The following is a 16,463-nucleotide window of genomic DNA, read 5'->3' on the forward strand; positions in this document are numbered from 1 at the left end:
TCTCTGCTTCCTTGCCTGCTTGTCCGTTAAAGCGCTTCTGCGCCCGAAATGATTTCCACCAGCTCGGTGGTGATCGCGGCCTGACGGCTGCGGTTGTACTCGATCGTCAGACGATTGATGAGATCGCCAGCGTTGCGCGTCGCATTGTCCATCGCGGTCATCGATGCGCCCTGCTCGCTGGCCATGTTCTCCAGCAGCGCCTTGAAGATCTGGATGGTAATATTGCGCGGCAGAAGATCCGCGAGAATCGCTTCCTCATCCGGCTCATATTCGACTGCGGCGCCTGAAGAGGCAGGCGCGTCCGCCGGCACAGCGACCGGAATGATCTGCTGCTCGGTTGGCGTCTGCACCAGCGGCGAGCGGAACGCGGCATAGAAGAGATGTGCCACGTCGAACTCGCCGGCGAAGAAGCGCTCTGAGATGTCCTGCGCCACGGCCTGTGCTTCGTCGAAACCGGGCGTGCGAACGTCCGTCGTATCGAACTGACCGGCGATGAGGCCGGGGAAGGTGCGCGCGATCACCGCGCGACCCTTGCGGCCGATGAGGTAGAACTTCACCGTCTTGCCCTGTGCGATCAGCACCCGCGCCTTGGCGACAGCCGCCTTGACGATGTTGGCGTTGAAGGCACCCGCCAGACCCTTGTCGCCATTGGCCACAACGAGCAGATGCACGTCGTCCTTGCCCGTGCCCGCAAGCAGACGCGGTGCGCTGTCGCCGGTCACCTTGCCGGCAAGACTGGCAACGACCTTCTCGAGCCGCTGGGCATAGGGGCGCCCGGCTTCGGCCGCCGCCTGCGCCTTGCGCAGCTTGGCCGCAGCGACCATCTGCTTGGCCTTGGTGATCTTCTGGGTCGACTTGACCGAGGCGATCCGACCCTTGAGTTCCTTGAGCGAAGCCACTGGCTCAACCTACCTTTTCATCGTCGTGCCGGTCATGCCGGCATCAGGTCCCCACCGGCTAGGCCGATGGGGATGCGAACCATCTCAGGCGAACGTCTTGCCGAACGCGTCCAGCACGTCCTTGACCTTGGCCTTCACGTCGTCGCCGAGGTCACGGCTGTCGCGAATCGCGGCCAGGATATCGGCATGGTGGGCGCGCATATGGGCCAGCATCGCCGCCTCGTAGCGGGTGACGTCGCTGGTCGCGATGCCATCGAGATAGCCATTGGTGCCGGCGAAGATCGACACGGTCTGCTCCTCGAAGGGCAGCGGCGAGAACTGCGGCTGCTTGAGCAGCTCAGTCAGGCGCGCGCCGCGGTTCAGCAGCTTCTGCGTCGAGGCGTCGAGGTCCGAGCCGAACTGGGCGAACGCCGCCATTTCGCGATACTGGGCCAGCTCCAGCTTGATCGAGCCGGACACCTTCTTCATCGCCTTGGTCTGCGCCGCCGAACCCACGCGAGACACCGAGAGACCCACGTTAATGGCAGGACGGATGCCCTGATAGAACAGGTTCGTTTCGAGGAAGATCTGACCGTCGGTGATCGAAATCACATTGGTCGGAATGTAGGCGGACACGTCGCCGGCCTGCGTCTCGATGATCGGCAGCGCGGTGAGCGAACCGGCGCCATTGGCGTCGTTCATCTTGGCGGCACGCTCGAGCAGACGGCTGTGCAGATAGAACACGTCGCCCGGATAGGCTTCGCGGCCCGGAGGACGACGCAGCAGCAGCGACATCTGGCGATAGGCGACGGCCTGCTTGGAAAGGTCGTCGAACACGATCACGGCGTGCATGCCATTGTCGCGGAAATACTCGCCCATCGCGGCGCCGGTATAGGGCGCGAGGAACTGCAGCGGCGCCGGCTCGGAAGCAGTCGCGGCAATGACGATGGAATATTCCATTGCGCCATTCTCTTCGAGCTGACGGACGATCTGCGCAACGGTCGAGCGCTTCTGGCCGACGGCGACATAGATGCAATAGAGCTTCTTGCTCTCGTCGGTGCCGGCGTTCGGGCCCTTCTGGTTGATGAAGGTATCGATCGCGACAGCGGTCTTGCCGGTCTGACGGTCACCAATGATCAGCTCGCGCTGACCACGGCCGATCGGCACCAGCGCGTCAATGGCCTTGAGGCCGGTCTGCACCGGCTCATGCACCGACTTGCGGGGAATGATGCCCGGCGCCTTCACCTCGACGCGCGAACGCAGGTCCGACTGGATCGGGCCCTTGCCGTCAATGGGGTTGCCGAGGCCGTCGACCACGCGGCCGAGCAAGCCCTTGCCGACCGGAACGTCCACGATGGTGCCGGTCCGCTTGACGACGTCACCTTCCTTGATCTCGGCGTCCGAGCCGAAGATCACGACGCCGACATTGTCGGCTTCCAGGTTGAGGGCCATGCCCTGCACGCCGTTGGAGAACTCGACCATCTCACCGGCCTGAACCTTGTCGAGGCCGTGGATGCGCGCGATGCCGTCACCGACGCTGAGCACGGTGCCGACTTCGCTGACTTCCGCTTCGGCGCCGAAGTTGGCGATCTGGTCCTTGATGACCTTGGAGATTTCTGCGGCGTTGATATCCATGTTCAGCCTTTCATCGGATTCTTTGGCGCGTTAGCCGCGCATCGCCTGGGCGAGCTTGTTCAGTCGGGTACGGAGCGAGCTGTCGATCATCTGGCTGCCCATCTTGACGACGAGGCCACCCATGATTTCGGGATCGACGGTAAGATCAAGAGCCATGTCGCGGCCCGTGCGCGCCTTGAGCTGCCTGGCCAGCGCATTCTGCTGGTCCTGGGTCAGCGGGAAGGCGGAGGTCACTTCTGCACGCGTCTCGCCACGATGGGCAGAGAGCAGCGTGGAGAATGCCCGAATCACGGCAGGAATCTTCGAGAGGCGGCGATTCTGCGCCAGTACGCCCAGCGTCCGCTCCGTCAGCGAATCGAGCCCGAGGCTCTGCGCCACGGCCTTGATCGCCTTGGCGGCATTGTCGCGGCCGACCAGCGGGCTCTGCGTCAACGCCTTGAGATCGTTCGACTCGGCCAGCGCGGCCTTGAGAGTCTCGAGGCTTGCCGCCACCGAATCGAGCGCCCCCTTGTCCCGCGCCAGCTCAAAAAGCGCGAGCGCATAACGCCCCGCCAAGCTAGCCTGAATACCGCTGGAATGCTCCACGCGCGCCTTGCCTCTTGTCCGAATTGAATCGCGCCAGAAAAGGGGAGGTACGGCTGCACCCCCCTTGACACGGGGGGGCGGTTAGCAGGGGTCGCCCTGCGATGCAAGTCGGGAGGGACAGGCCGGGCACGGATGCGCCGGAAGGCGTGGCGTCAGTGCAAAATGCGGTACAAACGCGCGCCCGGCAGTTGCAGGCGATCGTCGGGGACAAGCCAGGCCGGCACCTGCCCATGCGTCAGACTGGCAGCAAGGCCGTGAGGCGCGGCCTTGAGATAATTGCGCGCCTCCGGCGCGGTCGGACACAGCAGCAGATATTGGGCAGGAGTCGCCAGGACGATCGCGCGCGCCTCGTCCGGCTCGGCCGTGAAGGCGCGAATGACTGTCGCCATCGCGGCGCTGTTCCGATGATAGCCCGCTGCGACGATCGAGAGATTGGTGCGATAGAGAATCAGCGGCCCCATATCGATCGGAGCGAAGATCTGGTCCGCACCCAGAGCCTTGAACATCGGGCTGTCGATGGCGGTCGGGCAGTCGCCATCCGTCCGCGCGTCGGTGCTGCCGTCATCTGGCGGGAACAGCATCTGGCCGAGCCCATAGGCCGGGAGTGCCGTCGAGAGGAGGAGGGTGCCCGCCATGGTGAGGCTCCAGCCGATTCGCGGCCGAAAACGATGGCGCTGGCCGGCGAGCAGCATGATGGCGGCGGCCATGCCGGGCAGCGCATAAAGCTCTGCCACCGCTGTGGCCCGCATCACGGTCATGCCGAGCAGCCAGGCGAAGGCGGCCGCCAGCGCCAAGCCCAGCCACATCATCGCATGGGGCAACCTGCGACAAGCCCAAGCCCGCAAAATGGCGGCGATGACGCCGGGGAGAGGGGCCAGAATCATCAAGGTCGCGAACGCGCCGCCCTGTCGCCAGAAGGGCAGGCCCTCGCGGACGCTATAATACCAGTAATCGCGCACCAGAGGATCCAGCCCGGCAAATGGCCCCGCGAGACAAGCGGGCGCGATCAGCGCGACCGCGGCCGCAGCACCAGCCCCACCGACAATGAGCGGGACGAGGCGCATCGTTGGATTGGCAGGACGAAGCAGGCGGTCGACCAGGAAGAGCATTGCGCCCGCAATGAACAGCGCGGCGATGTAGGGCGCGGAGATCGCGTCGCAATGGCTCTCCACAATCAGGCCAGCGCCGCGGGTGCCGAGAATCAGCAACAGGCTCGCGCCGATCAGCGCCGCCATGAACAGATGGATGCGCCGATCGCCGGTGCGCACAAACGCCAGCGCATAGAGGCCGGCGAACAGCGCCGCATAAGGCAGGCCCTCAATGGATACATGCATCCAGACCGCACAAGCCAGCGCACATCCAACCGCAGCCCAGCGGCCGGGCCGGGTCCACGCCAGCAGGGCGCACGCCGCCATCAGCAATTGCCAGCCATGATGATCGACCCGCATCGGCGCGAACTGCAGCCCGACCATGAGGCAGGCGGGCAACAGGGCGAGCATCAGCAACGCGACCTCCCGCCCGGCGATATCCCGGAGCAGCCGGCCCATGACGAGCATCAGGGCGAGACAGAGCAGGGCCGGCACCGCCACCAATGCGACGACTTCGGCCATGGGCTGGCCGACAAGGGGCCGAAGCAGCACGATCATCAAAGCGATCGGCAGGTCCACCAGCCGGGACCAGTGCAGGTCCCCACCGGTCGGCAGATTCATGCGATATTGCGTGACGTCACTCCACGCCTGGCCGTTCAGCCAGTCGCGCACTTGGACCATGCGCATGTAATTGTCCGGATCGCCGAGCGAACCCGCCCTTGTCTCGGTCCAATTGGGTATGGCGAGAAGGGCCATGGCGAAGAGCCAGATGAGCGGCACGTAACGGTAAAAGGGCTGGGTGCGTCCCATGCGCTGGCCCGAGACATCCCCGGCAGTCATGCGAAAACGATCGCCTTGCGCAGCATATAGGTCGCCTGGAAACTGACAGCGACCGCCAGCGCCTTGGCGAGCAGGGGCATCAGCCCGAGCATCGCGCCGAGCGCGACGATACCGGTCGTCAGCGCCAGACCGATCAGCGCAGACCCCACGAACAGCGCCTTCTGACGAACGCGATCCGCGCCGCTCGCAGCGACGCCTTGCGCGAAGACCACACGCGAGGAGATCAGCCAGTGCATGAGGATTCCGGCCACATAGCCAAAAGCCGCCGCGGCGGCAGGGGCCATGCCTAAGTGCAGGCCAGCCATGAATAGCCCGACGTCGCCAGCCAGCGCGACGAGGCTGGCAAGACCATAACGCAGATAGGTGTGGCCGAGCAGCCCGGCCAGGAACGCGCTCATCACCCGATCATGCCACCATGCGGTGCCCGGCGGGCACGGCGCGCTGGCTCTCCAGCGCCGCACGCTCTCCCGCGCTCAGGGCACCCTCATGGCCCGCTTCATGATATTCGGCATCCTCATTGACGCCCCAAATATCGAACACCCGCTTGCCGGCGATGATGTTGCGCACGGTCAGCATGGCCGTCATCATCGCGTGATCCTGATTGTTATAGCGATGCATCCCATTGCGCCCGATCAGGTGCAGCGTGGGATATTTGTCTTCCAGCTCGGCGCGAATGGCCGCGACATTCGCCGCATAAGCCTCGTCATAGACGGGATAGGCTTTCTCCTGACGCACCACAGCGCCGCCGACAACCTGATCGGCGCTGATGAGGCCCATCAGAACCATCTCCTCGGTCGCCAGCGCGATCAGCTCGTCATCGCTGGATGACCAGAGCCCGTCGCCCTCGAAGCAGAAATATTCCAGGCCCACGCAAGCGATATCGGGATCGGGCACCATTTCGGGCGACCAGCTGCGGAAATTCTGCACCCGGCCCACCTTCACGCGCGGATCGTGGATGTAGATCCAGTTGTCCGGAAACAGGTCCTCCGAGCGGATCATCAGCGCGACCGTCAGAAAATCGCGATAGTTGAGCGCCAGTGCGTGCCCGAGCGTGTTGGGTACCGGATGGATGCGACTCGCCAGCTCGCGCATCGGCGCGGAGCTGATCACATGGTCGGCACTGATCGCGACCGTATCGCCGGCCGCCCGCGTCGCGGTAACGCGCCACCGGCCTGTAACCTGATCGCGGTGAATCTGCTTAAGGGCATGGCCCATCAGCACATGATTGCCGCCTTCGACCACGCGATCGCGCGCCGCATCCCACATCATCCCGGGCCCGAGGCGCGGGTAGCGGAAATTCTCGAGCAGGGTCTTGGCACCCATGCCGTTGTTTGGCTTTTTGTTGAGGCCAAGGCTGCGCTTGAGGCCGTCCAGCACCGCCTTGCCCAGGCTCAGGCCCTTGATGCGCTGCGCCGCCCAGTCGGCGGACATGGTATCGCACGGCATCCCCCACACCTTCTCGGTGTAGGTCTTGAAGAAGATGGAATAGAGCTTGCGACCGAACTGGTTGACCACCCAGTCCTCGAAGCTGCGCACCGGCTTGATCGGCGCGATCTTGGCCTTGGCGTAGCTCAGCATGCAAAGGGTCGAGCGGATGATGCCGAGATTGCGCAGCGCCTCGAAGGCACGCAGCGGATAGCTGTAGAAGCGGCCCTGATAATAGATGCGGCTCATGCGGGGCCGCTCGATGAAATCGTGGGGCAGAATCTCGTTCCACAGATCGACCACCTCCTGCGATTTCGAGAAGAAGCGGTGGCCGCCGATATCGAAGCGGAATCCCTCATGCTCGACCGTGCGGCTGATGCCACCGACCTGCGCGGTATCCTTCTCGATCACCGTCACCCGCAGCCCCGCCTTGGTCAGCAGATAGGCAGCGGTCAGCCCGGCCGGGCCAGCACCAATGATGGCCACATCAACGGAATGGGCGGAATTCGACATTCAGGCAGGTCCCCGGAACCGAACAGGTCGACTCCGGGAGTGAAGGATCTTGCCTAATATTCCATTAATCCACGCCGCTCGGTACCTCAGCGCGCCGGGCGCTGCCGGTTGGCGACGAGATGATCCACCACGGCCGGGTCTGCCAGCGTGGAGGTGTCGCCAAGCTGATCCACCGCGTCCTCGGCAATCTTGCGAAGAATCCTGCGCATGATCTTGCCCGAGCGGGTCTTAGGCAGGGCAGGGGCGAACTGGATCGCATCGGGCGTGGCGATCGGGCCGATCTCGTGGCGCACCCATTGCACCAGCGCCTTGCGCAGGTCGTTATCGCCCTCAATGCCGACATTCAGTGTGACATAGGCGTAGATGCCCTGTCCCTTGATGTCATGCGGCATGCCTACCACGGCCGCCTCGGCCACCTTGGCATGCGCAACCAGTGCCGATTCGATCTCGGCCGTACCCATGCGGTGGCCCGAGACGTTGATGACGTCATCGACCCGGCCCGTGATCCAGTAATAGCCGTCCTCATCGCGCCGGCAGCCATCGCCGGTGAAATATTTGCCGGGATAGGTGCTGAAATAGGTTTGGAAGAAGCGCTCATGATCGCCCCACACGGTGCGCATCTGGCCCGGCCAGCTCTCGGCAATCACCAGATTGCCCTCGCACGGGCCTTCGAGGATCTTGCCTTCGGTATCGACGATCTGCGGCACCACGCCGAAGAACGGCTTGGTGGCACTGCCGGGCTTGAGGTCGATCGCGCCGGGAAGGGGCGTGATCATGTGGCCGCCGGTTTCGGTCTGCCACCAGGTGTCCATGATCGGGCAGCGCCCGTCGCCGACGACGCGGTGATACCAGTCCCACGCCTCGGGGTTGATCGGCTCCCCGACTGAACCGAGGATGCGCAGGCTCTTGCGGCTGGTCTTTTCCACCCAGGCATCGCCCTCGCGCATCAAGGCGCGGATCGCGGTCGGCGCGGCATAGAAGGTGCTCACGTTGAACTGATCGACCACCTGCCAGAACCGGCTGAAATCGGGATAATGCGGCACGCCCTCGAACATCACCGTCGTCGCGCCGTTGGCGAGCGGGCCGTAGACGATATAGCTGTGGCCGGTGACCCAGCCGATATCGGCGGCGCACCAATAGATATCGCCGGGGCGGTAATCGAACACATAATGATGCGTCATCGCCGCCCAGAGCAGATAGCCTGCGCTGGTGTGCAGCACGCCCTTGGGCTTGCCGGTGGAGCCGGAGGTGTAGAGGATGAACAGCGGATCCTCGGCGCCGATTTCCTCGGCCGGGCAATCGTCCGAGACGCTGTCGCGCAGCACGTCATACCAATGATCGCGGCCGTCTGTCATCGTAACGGCATTGCCGGTCCGGCGCACCACAATCACGGATTCCACGCAGGTGCAGTCGTCCAGCGCTTCATCCACATTGGCCTTGAGCGGGATGGTCTTGCCCCCGCGCACGCCCTCGTCGGCCGTGATCACCACCGAGGAATCGCAATCGGTGATGCGCCCCGCGAGACTGTCGGGCGAGAAGCCACCGAACACCACCGAGTGGATGGCGCCGATGCGGGCACAGGCGAGCATCGCCATCGCCGCTTCCGGGATCATCGGCATGTAGATGGTGACCCGGTCGCCCTTGCGGACGCCCTGCGCCTTCAGCACATTTGCAAAGCGGCAAACTTCCCCGTGCAATTCGCGATAGGTGATCGTGCGGCTCTCATCGGGATTGTCACCAGCCCAGAGGATCGCCGGGACATCGCCACGCTCCGCCAGATGCCGGTCGAGGCAATTGGCCGCGATGTTGAGCGTGCCGTCCGCAAACCATCTGATACCAAAATTGGCTTCATGGAAGCTGGCGTCCTTGACCTGGGTGAAGTCCTTGATCCAGTCGAGCCGCGCCGCCTCCTTGCGCCAGAAGCTGTCCGGCTCTGCAATCGATTGCGTATAAAGGCGTGAATAATCGTCACCGGTCACATAGGCGCGCTCGCGCCAATTCGCAGGCACAGGGTAGAGGGGCTGGCTCACGCACTTCTCCAAAGACTGTTATGCGCCAACCTTAGCCGTTTTGCCGGCCATGCCAAGTCCATCGCGAACGGCACGGAACGGCGGTCCCAGAAGCCGGGACCAGTCTCAGGCGTCGTTGCTCCACAGCAATTGGCCGTCCGGATCGGTGATCTGGGTCAGCCGGCGCGCCGCCCGGCGTGCAAGCCGCTGCACTTCGACCTTGCGCCGCGCGGGCGCCAGAGGCTCGCTGGGCGCGGGGCGAAGGATCTCGGCATCATATTGGTCGGCGACGATAAGGCCCGTGCGCCCTGGCCACAGCGCCTCGGACTCGAACAGCGTCAAATCAAAGCCGGCAGGCACGGCCCAGAAATAGCGATCGCAATAATCGAAATAGTCCGGCCATTTGCCGTCCCCGAGCAGGTCGGCACGGCTGCATTTGATTTCCACGGCAATGATCTGGCCGCGGGCATCCACGGCCATGATGTCCAGCCGCCGACCATTGGGGAGCGGCACTTCGGAAATGCCGAAAATATCGTGGCGCGCAAAGAGACGCAGCACTCCTCGCGTGACGGCCAGCGCCGTTCCATCGGTCAATGCAGGATCGCAGGCGATCACAGGTTCAGGCGCAGGTTCAGGATGTGAGGCCATGTGGCGGGATTAGAACACAATGGGAACAACTGCAAGCCAAGCTCAAACGAGACGGGCCGGCCCAGCGCTCTGCTGGCCCGGCCCGGCTGGTGACTGATTGGTTGGCTCAGCGGTAGAAGATATGACCGCCAATGCGCGTGAGGCGATCATGCTTCCAGTTCGGCGACACGCGCGCGGAATGGAAGAACAGGGCGCCTTCGACCGGGTTGTCCCAGCTTCCATCCAGAGCGATCTGGGCGATTGCGCGCGCCGTGCGCCACTGACCGGCATGGGTCGGCGTAGGCAGCTGGCCCTGACGAACGAAACTGAACTGACCCGGCTGCGTGACGACGCCGCACAGGCTGGTGGGGAAACGCCCGGACCGCGCCCGCTCAAGCACGACATTGGCGACGGCGAGCTGGCCGGTCAGGCTCTCGCTGCGCGCTTCATAGTAAATGGTGGTGGCGAGACATTTCGCATCAGCGTCGGAAATCTCTTCGACATTGGCCTGCTGGACCAATTCGGCCAGCGAATCGACAGAGTCGGCAGAAGCGGCTTCGTTCGGAGCCGTCTCGGCATCGGGTTCAACCGTTGCGGGAGTCGTCAGGCTTGCAGCGACGACGGCGGGAACCTCGAGCATGGTCGAGAAACCTTGGCGGGCTGTCCCCTCAGGAGCAGCAGCCAGAGCGATTGTGGACGAGAGAAGTCCAACGGTCGCCACGATGGCGACCACGACACGATTGGGCATTCATTCTCAGTACTGTGCGGTGGGTCGGAGATCGGAATGCAGGTCGCATCTATCGTGCGACGCTCAGCGCTCCGGTCCGCCCCCCGTCTGCGTGTTTGCGATGACCTGTCCCCATGACGGCCACACGCAACCTGCGCGAGTTGGTGGGGCCTTTGGCCGCTCAGCCGGGAACTGTCAACTCGTGCACAGTATCTCAACGGCGAGCCGTTCCCCGTCTGCGACATCCAGTTCCACGAACCAGATATCGGGGTCCACCCGGGTTCTTCTGTCTATATATTGTGATATTTCAGAGTCTTGGGTTAAATCCCGTGGTCCGCAGGGCGTAAGAGAAAGAGTCCCGTCAAGGGACGTAACACGCTCAAAAAGCCCGATTGTCCGGCCGCGATCCACCGCCTGCACGACGATGGTTCCGCTCAACGGCTCCCCCTTGTGAAGCACGGTGCCATGCCCCCCTTGCGCTTGGACACGGCGCAACAGAACCCCGATGAGGATCTGACTCGTCAGACGCGCGGTCACTGGTCTCCTGCTTCCGGGCGCACATAACCCGGCAGGCCAACCAGCGGGATGGTGGAGCGCATGAACGTGCCAGTACCGCGACCGACTTCCTCACCCTCGGCATCAATAAGGCGCGCCTCGGCGACAAAAACGCGCCGCTTGCCGCTCAGCCATTTCCCTTCCGCTACGATCGGCCCAGCCTTGAACGGGCGGGTGAACAGCAGGTTGAATGCGGTGGTGAGGAGGAAGCGATCCGTGACGAGGCTGTTGGCGGCATAAAAAGCCGCATCGTCCAGCATCTTGAAATACAGCGTGCCATGGGTGGCGCCTGCGGCATGGAAATAGTCCGGCGTCACGTCGATGACGATGCGCGCCTCGCCGGGGGCCGAGATATCTAGCCTTGAGGGGAATAATCCGTTGATCGGCGCCGAGGCATAGAGCCGTTCGAGCGCCCGGAAATGCGCGGCCTCGCCGGATGGCGGCGTGCCGTCAGGCTGCGTCACGCGACTCGCCGCCGGCGAGCAGGGCATAGAGCGCGGCGTCCGAGCCGACGCCCCGAATGCGCGCAAGATGGCGCTCGTTGCGCAGCAGGCGCGAGACGCGGGCCAGGGTCTTGAGATGCTCGGCGCCGCTATCCTGCGGAGAGAGCAGCATGAATACGACATCCACGGGCACATCATCGATCGCATCGAACGGGATCGGCTCGGCCAGCAGCACCACGGCGCCGTGGACGCTCTCAAGGCCTTCCAGCTTGGCGTGTGGAATCGCGATTCCGCCACCAAAGCCCGTCGAGCCAAGGCGTTCCCGCTCGGTGATGCGCTCGACAACCTCGGCGGCATCGAGCCCATAGGCATCGGCCGCCAACTGACCCAGCTTCAGGAAAAGCTGTTTCTTGTTAGGAAGGGCCACCGCGGACGAAACAGCGTTCGCCGCGAGCAAGTCGCTGAAATTATCCATGTTCAACCCGTGTCCTGCGGCCGACCTGGGGATTTCTGCGCCGGGGTGAAGTCCACCCATCATGGCCGCCTGGAAAAAACTTGGCCGGCTGATAGGCGCAAAGGCCATTCGGGTCAACCGGTTGCCGGGGACGGGGTGGGGAAGGGGAGGGGGAGGGCTGCGCATCGCGCGCAGCCCTCGAGCGCATTCAGGCGCGGGGCGGCTCTACCCAGCCGATGGTCCCGTCAGTGCGACGATAGACCATGTTGAAGGTGGCCGTGCTGCTGTTGAGGAACATGAGCGCATTGGTATTGCGCAGATCGAGCATCATCACCGCATCGGATACGCTGGCGCGCGGAATATCCACGCGCATCTCCGCGATCACCACCGGTGCGTCGACATCCACTTCCTCTTCCGCTTCGCTGGATTGGAAGACCACATAATTGGCATCGTCGATGCCCGGCGCGTCACGCTGCGCTTCGGCGGCGAGCGCCTGGCTGTGGCGATCCTTCAGCCGCCGCATGTACCGGCGCAGCTGCTTTTCGATACGTTCCGCGGCCTGATCGAAGCAGACATGGGCATCATGGGCCTCGCCCGCGCCCTTGAGGATCAGCCCTGCCATCACATGGCAGACGATGTCGCAGCGAAAGGCGCCATGAGGCGCGTTGCTGAACGTCACGCTGGAGGAGATGGTGCGCGAGAAATACTTGTCGGCGATCGCCTGCATCCGCTCGGCAACATGCGCCTGAAGCGCCTCGCCAGTGTCGACCTGATGACCCGATACGCGGATTTCCATCTGATTTCTCCTTCTTGTTGGACCTGATGGTCTATGAACGTGGCGCGCCCCCTAGTGAGGATAATCCTCAGACCGGGCGATCGAGCCACAAAGGGTGATCGATCTTTTCCAGAAACGCGGCATGACGCGCCAGTTCCTGCGGGCTCGGCGAAAACAGACGGGCCGGGCGGAACGGACGGGCAGCCGGAATGGCCATGGATTGTGTGGTCGTCACGGTGACGGTGATCTGTTCTTCCGCCATCAAGGTGAGGCCGATCTGACGCCCGCCGGTCAGTTCGATATAGAGCTGCGCCAGCAATTCCGCGTCCAGCAACGCGCCATGCTTGATGCGGTGGCTACGGTCGATCCCGTAGCGGCTGCACAGGGCATCAAGACTGTGCTTGGCACCGGGATGAAGAGTCCGGGCAATCGTCAGGCTGTCGATCATCCGCCCCATGTCGACGGTGGGATGGCCGCACCGCTCCAGCTCGGCATTGAGAAAGCCGAAATCGAACCGCGCATTGTGCGCGACCAGCATGGAATCGCCGAGAAACTCGAGCAACTCTGCGGCCTTACTGCCGAACAAAGGCTTGTCGGAGAGAAAGCGCGCGGACAGCCCGTGAACCGCCTCGGCCGAGGCCGGCATATCGCGCTGGGGATTGAAATAGGCGTGGTAGGTGTCGCCGGTCGGGATGCGATTGATCAGCTCGACACAGCCGATTTCGACAAGACGGTCACCGCTGAGCGGATCGAAGCCGGTGGTTTCAGTATCGAAGACGATTTCACGCATCGTGGCATTTCACTCGTTGGGGAGGCATTATCGGACCAGCGCCGTGCGAAGGCAAGCAACGAGACGAAAAATCCGCGCTCTCATCCGCCATTTTGGCTGTGCCGTATCCAGCACCAGGTCGGCATGGCGTCGCTTGAGGTGATCGGGAAGCTGACTGGCCTTGATGGCTTCAAACCGCTTTACCGTCATGCCGGGCCGGCGAAGCACGCGCCGCCGCTGGAGAGACGGCGCGGCGGAAACAACGACGACCATGTCCATTTGCCGCTCGCCCCGCGTTTCGAACAGCAGCGGGATATCGAGAACGACCATCGGCCGGCTGCGGTGGCGGCGCAGAAAGGCGGCGCGTGCCCCGGCAACGGCGGGATGCACGATCCGTTCCAGGGCCCGCATTTCCTCCGGCTGGCCGATCACCCAGGCACCAAGCATCCGGCGATCGACGCCGGCAGCGCTGGTGGTGCCGGGAAAGCGCGCTTCAATCGCGCCAAGCAAGGCGCCGCCCGGCCCCTGCAATTGATGGACTGCGGCATCGGCATCGAACACCGACACGCCCGCTGCGCGAAACATGGCGGCGGCGGTCGATTTGCCCATGCCGATCGATCCGGTCAGTCCGATGCGGAATGGACGATGTCTCACGCGCAGACCCGACAAGCGGCGGTCAGGCAGGCACGAGCAGGCGTTCGCGCAGCTGCGCATCCAGCTCGCGCGGCGGCTGGGCATCGAAGAAGATGTCAAAGGCAAGCGCAGCCTGGCCGATCAGCATCTCCAGCCCGTCAATACACATGAGGTCGCGCTTGCGCGCTTGCGCCAGCAGCGGCGTTTCCAGCGGGGCATAGACGATGTCGTAGACCATTGCCTTATCCGGCAACGGTGACAGATCGGGCGTCCATGCCGGCTGCCCGACCATTCCGAGCGAGGTGGAATTGGCCAGCAGATCAGCTGCCGGCAGTGCCGCATCGAAGCCCTGCACGCGGCCAGCCAAACCCAGTCGATCCAGCAAAGCCTTCCCCTTGGCGGCATCGCGTGCCACGATCGTCAGGTCGGTCACGCCCACAGAGCGCAGGGCGAAGCCGATTGCCTGCGCCGCACCGCCGGTTCCGGCAAGAATCGCGCTGGTGCCGCTCCAGCCGCGTGCCAGCAAGGGTTGCAGAAAACCGCCCGCGTCGGTGTTGGTGCCGATCAGCGGCCCGCCGGTTTCGCAGGCCACCGTGTTGATGGCGCCGATGCGATCGCGCACGCCGCCGGGATCATCGACATAATCCAGCGCCGCGATCTTGTGCGGAATAGTGATGTTGCAGCCCAGCCAGTCCGGATCGGCCCGGCGCCTGAGGAAATAGCCGGCCAGTTCCTCCGGCGCGACCCGGGTCTTGCGATACTCCGCGTCGATGCCCAGCTCTTCCAGCCAGAAATTGTGGATGACCGGCGACTTGCTGTGCGCGATGGGGTCGCCGATCACCTCGGCATATGGTTTTCCCTGACTCATGCCGGCAAGATAGAGCGCACGCGCAAATAGTCGAGCAAAGGAAGCAGGGGCAGGCCCTGCACGGCAAAGAGGCTGCCGGAAATGCGCGAGAAAAGCTGCGCGCCCGGCCCCTCGATCCGATAGCAGCCGACACACCAGCGGCACTGCTCCCAGTCGAGGTCCAGATAATGGTCGATGAAAGCCGCGCTGAGCGGACGCATCTGGAGCGTGACGCTCTCGATCTGGCGCCATTGCGCCTGCCCGGCCTGCGCGATCACGGCCGCGCTGTGGAGCTTGTGCGCCCGGCCGCTCATCCGCGCGAGCAGATCGGCCGCGGCTTCCCGTGTCTCAACCTTGTCGATCAGGCTGCCATCATCCAGCTCCAGCGTCTGGTCGCAGCCCAGCACGAACGCGTCCGGATGTCGCATCGACGGGCGACGGCATTTCCATTCCGCCAGTGCGTCTGCCAGATCGCGGGCGTTCAGGCCTTCGCCGACCAGACTGGCCTTGATCGCATCCTCGTCGACACCGGCTGGAACCGTCTCAAATGGCACGGCAGCGTCGGCGAGCAGCCGCCGGCGACTCTCGCTTTGCGAGGCGAGCAGGAGCGGGGGCGTGGTCATACCGGCCCAAGCCCCGGCAGGCCGCTGCTGCTCTTCAGTCGTTCCTGATACAGGTTGACGATGGCTGCGGCGGTTTCTTCGATGGAACGGCGCGTGACATCGATGACCGGCCAACCCTGATCGGCAAACATGCGGCGGGCGTGCGCCACCTCGCCATTCACGCGTTCGAGATCCACATAGGCGGTTTCCGGCGCCTGATTGAGCGAGAGCAGCCGATTGCGCCGCACCTGCACCAACCGCTCGGCGCCGGCGGTCAGGCCGACGACCATCGGATGCCGCAATTTGAACAGGCTTGGGGGAGGCGGGGATTCCAGCACCAGCGGGATATTGGCCGTCTTGTAGCCGCGATTGGCGAGATAAATGCTGGTCGGCGTCTTCGACGTGCGGGAGACGCCGGCAAGGACGATATCCGCCTCTTCCCAATTCTCCCAGCCGACCCCATCATCATGGGCTATGGTGAACTGGATGGCGTCAATTCGCGCGAAATAGGCTTCGTCCAGCACATGCTTGCGACCGGGACGATTGCGCATTTCTTGGCCCAGCAGATTGGACATGGCATCGGTCACCGGATCGAGCGGCGCGACATAGGGAATGCCGATGGCCCGGCAGCCATTTTCCAGTCGGCGACGCAAGGTGGGGTTGGCCAGGGTGAACAGCACCATGCCCGGATTGCGCGCCACTTCTTCCAAGATGCGCTCAAGATGCTGCTCGGAGCGCACCATCGGCCAGAAATGGCGGATTGTCTCGACATTCTCGAACTGGGCGAGCGCCGCCTTTCCGATATGCTCGAGCGTTTCGCCGGTGGAATCCGAAAGCAGATGCAGGTTCAGGCGGTCCATATCCACCGTTCATGTGGAACATTGCGGGATAACACAAGGGACAGAACTGTGGATAACCGCCCCTCCTCATTTCATGCGCACTCACCCTGTCGGAACCCGATCATCTATCCACAGGCCCACAGGCTTGCCCACAGGCTGTGAATCATGGGGATGAGCCTGATGACTCGTCGCGCCTTCATGGATCCGTTCAGGTCAAGC

General features: G+C 63.7%; 18 protein-coding genes. All 18 read right to left on the reverse strand.

The window, feature by feature from the left end; all coding sequences use genetic code 11:
• Positions 1 to 26 precede the first annotated feature (26 nt).
• The 18 genes from M2331_RS15215 to M2331_RS15300 all read right to left on the reverse strand — a co-directional run bounded on the left by M2331_RS15215 (position 27) and on the right by M2331_RS15300 (position 16,265).
• Positions 27 to 899, reverse strand: a complete 873-nt coding sequence (locus M2331_RS15215; protein WP_181561057.1) for a F0F1 ATP synthase subunit gamma — start codon at positions 897 to 899, stop codon at positions 27 to 29.
• 84 nt (positions 900 to 983) lie between these two features.
• Positions 984 to 2,513 carry a F0F1 ATP synthase subunit alpha gene (atpA, locus tag M2331_RS15220; RefSeq protein ID WP_181561058.1) on the reverse strand — a complete coding sequence of 510 codons (1,530 nt, stop codon included), beginning with the start codon at positions 2,511 to 2,513 and terminating at the stop codon, positions 984 to 986.
• Positions 2,514 to 2,543: 30 nt separating this feature from the next.
• Positions 2,544 to 3,098 (reverse strand): F0F1 ATP synthase subunit delta, encoded by a 555-nt coding sequence (locus tag M2331_RS15225; RefSeq protein WP_181561059.1) that lies wholly within the window; start codon positions 3,096 to 3,098, stop codon positions 2,544 to 2,546.
• Between the two features lie 152 nt (positions 3,099 to 3,250).
• Entirely contained in the window at positions 3,251 to 5,026 is a 1,776-nt protein-coding gene (locus M2331_RS15230; RefSeq protein WP_181561060.1) for a hypothetical protein, read from the reverse strand.
• On the reverse strand, positions 5,023 to 5,424 hold the full coding sequence (locus M2331_RS15235) for a GtrA family protein (RefSeq protein ID WP_181561061.1): 402 nt from the start codon (positions 5,422 to 5,424) through the stop codon (positions 5,023 to 5,025). Before M2331_RS15235 ends, M2331_RS15230 begins: the two co-directional genes overlap by 4 nt.
• 7 nt (positions 5,425 to 5,431) lie before the next feature.
• Entirely contained in the window at positions 5,432 to 6,964 is a 1,533-nt protein-coding gene (locus tag M2331_RS15240; protein WP_181561062.1) for an NAD(P)/FAD-dependent oxidoreductase, read from the reverse strand.
• A gap of 86 nt (positions 6,965 to 7,050) precedes the next feature.
• Positions 7,051 to 8,994 carry an acetate--CoA ligase gene (gene acs / locus M2331_RS15245; RefSeq protein WP_181561063.1) on the reverse strand — a complete coding sequence of 648 codons (1,944 nt, stop codon included), beginning with the start codon at positions 8,992 to 8,994 and terminating at the stop codon, positions 7,051 to 7,053.
• A 105-nt stretch (positions 8,995 to 9,099) separates the two neighbouring features.
• Positions 9,100 to 9,621 carry an MmcB family DNA repair protein gene (locus M2331_RS15250; RefSeq protein WP_181561064.1) on the reverse strand — a complete coding sequence of 174 codons (522 nt, stop codon included), beginning with the start codon at positions 9,619 to 9,621 and terminating at the stop codon, positions 9,100 to 9,102.
• A gap of 106 nt (positions 9,622 to 9,727) precedes the next feature.
• On the reverse strand, positions 9,728 to 10,348 hold the full coding sequence (locus tag M2331_RS15255; RefSeq protein WP_181561065.1) for a cell wall hydrolase: 621 nt from the start codon (positions 10,346 to 10,348) through the stop codon (positions 9,728 to 9,730).
• 174 nt (positions 10,349 to 10,522) lie between these two features.
• Positions 10,523 to 10,864 (reverse strand): DUF1491 family protein, encoded by a 342-nt coding sequence (locus M2331_RS15260; RefSeq protein ID WP_181561066.1) that lies wholly within the window; start codon positions 10,862 to 10,864, stop codon positions 10,523 to 10,525.
• Positions 10,861 to 11,373, reverse strand: a complete 513-nt coding sequence (locus tag M2331_RS15265; protein ID WP_181561067.1) for a PaaI family thioesterase — start codon at positions 11,371 to 11,373, stop codon at positions 10,861 to 10,863. Before M2331_RS15265 ends, M2331_RS15260 begins: the two co-directional genes overlap by 4 nt.
• Positions 11,333 to 11,800, reverse strand: coding sequence for a PTS sugar transporter subunit IIA (locus tag M2331_RS15270; RefSeq protein WP_181561068.1), 468 nt, complete (start codon positions 11,798 to 11,800; stop codon positions 11,333 to 11,335). Before M2331_RS15270 ends, M2331_RS15265 begins: the two co-directional genes overlap by 41 nt.
• 187 nt (positions 11,801 to 11,987) lie before the next feature.
• Complete coding sequence (hpf, locus tag M2331_RS15275; protein ID WP_181561069.1) at positions 11,988 to 12,575, reverse strand: ribosome hibernation-promoting factor, HPF/YfiA family; 588 nt, start codon at positions 12,573 to 12,575, stop codon at positions 11,988 to 11,990.
• Positions 12,576 to 12,642: 67 nt separating this feature from the next.
• On the reverse strand, positions 12,643 to 13,344 hold the full coding sequence (dnaQ, locus tag M2331_RS15280) for a DNA polymerase III subunit epsilon (protein ID WP_181561070.1): 702 nt from the start codon (positions 13,342 to 13,344) through the stop codon (positions 12,643 to 12,645).
• Positions 13,345 to 13,371: 27 nt separating this feature from the next.
• Positions 13,372 to 13,977 carry a dephospho-CoA kinase gene (coaE, locus tag M2331_RS15285; protein ID WP_264592421.1) on the reverse strand — a complete coding sequence of 202 codons (606 nt, stop codon included), beginning with the start codon at positions 13,975 to 13,977 and terminating at the stop codon, positions 13,372 to 13,374.
• Between the two features lie 22 nt (positions 13,978 to 13,999).
• Positions 14,000 to 14,824 carry a shikimate dehydrogenase family protein gene (locus M2331_RS15290; RefSeq protein ID WP_181561071.1) on the reverse strand — a complete coding sequence of 275 codons (825 nt, stop codon included), beginning with the start codon at positions 14,822 to 14,824 and terminating at the stop codon, positions 14,000 to 14,002.
• A complete protein-coding gene (locus M2331_RS15295) occupies positions 14,821 to 15,426 on the reverse strand; it encodes a Maf family protein (protein WP_181561072.1) in 606 nt (201 codons plus the stop codon). The genes M2331_RS15290 and M2331_RS15295 overlap by 4 nt, the downstream gene beginning before the upstream one ends.
• Positions 15,423 to 16,265, reverse strand: a complete 843-nt coding sequence (locus tag M2331_RS15300; protein WP_181561073.1) for a pyruvate, water dikinase regulatory protein — start codon at positions 16,263 to 16,265, stop codon at positions 15,423 to 15,425. The genes M2331_RS15295 and M2331_RS15300 overlap by 4 nt, the downstream gene beginning before the upstream one ends.
• Positions 16,266 to 16,463: the final 198 nt, after the last annotated feature.

It is taken from the genome of Sphingobium sp. B10D7B, assembly GCF_025961955.1.
In the GTDB taxonomy this organism is placed as follows: domain Bacteria; phylum Pseudomonadota; class Alphaproteobacteria; order Sphingomonadales; family Sphingomonadaceae; genus Sphingobium.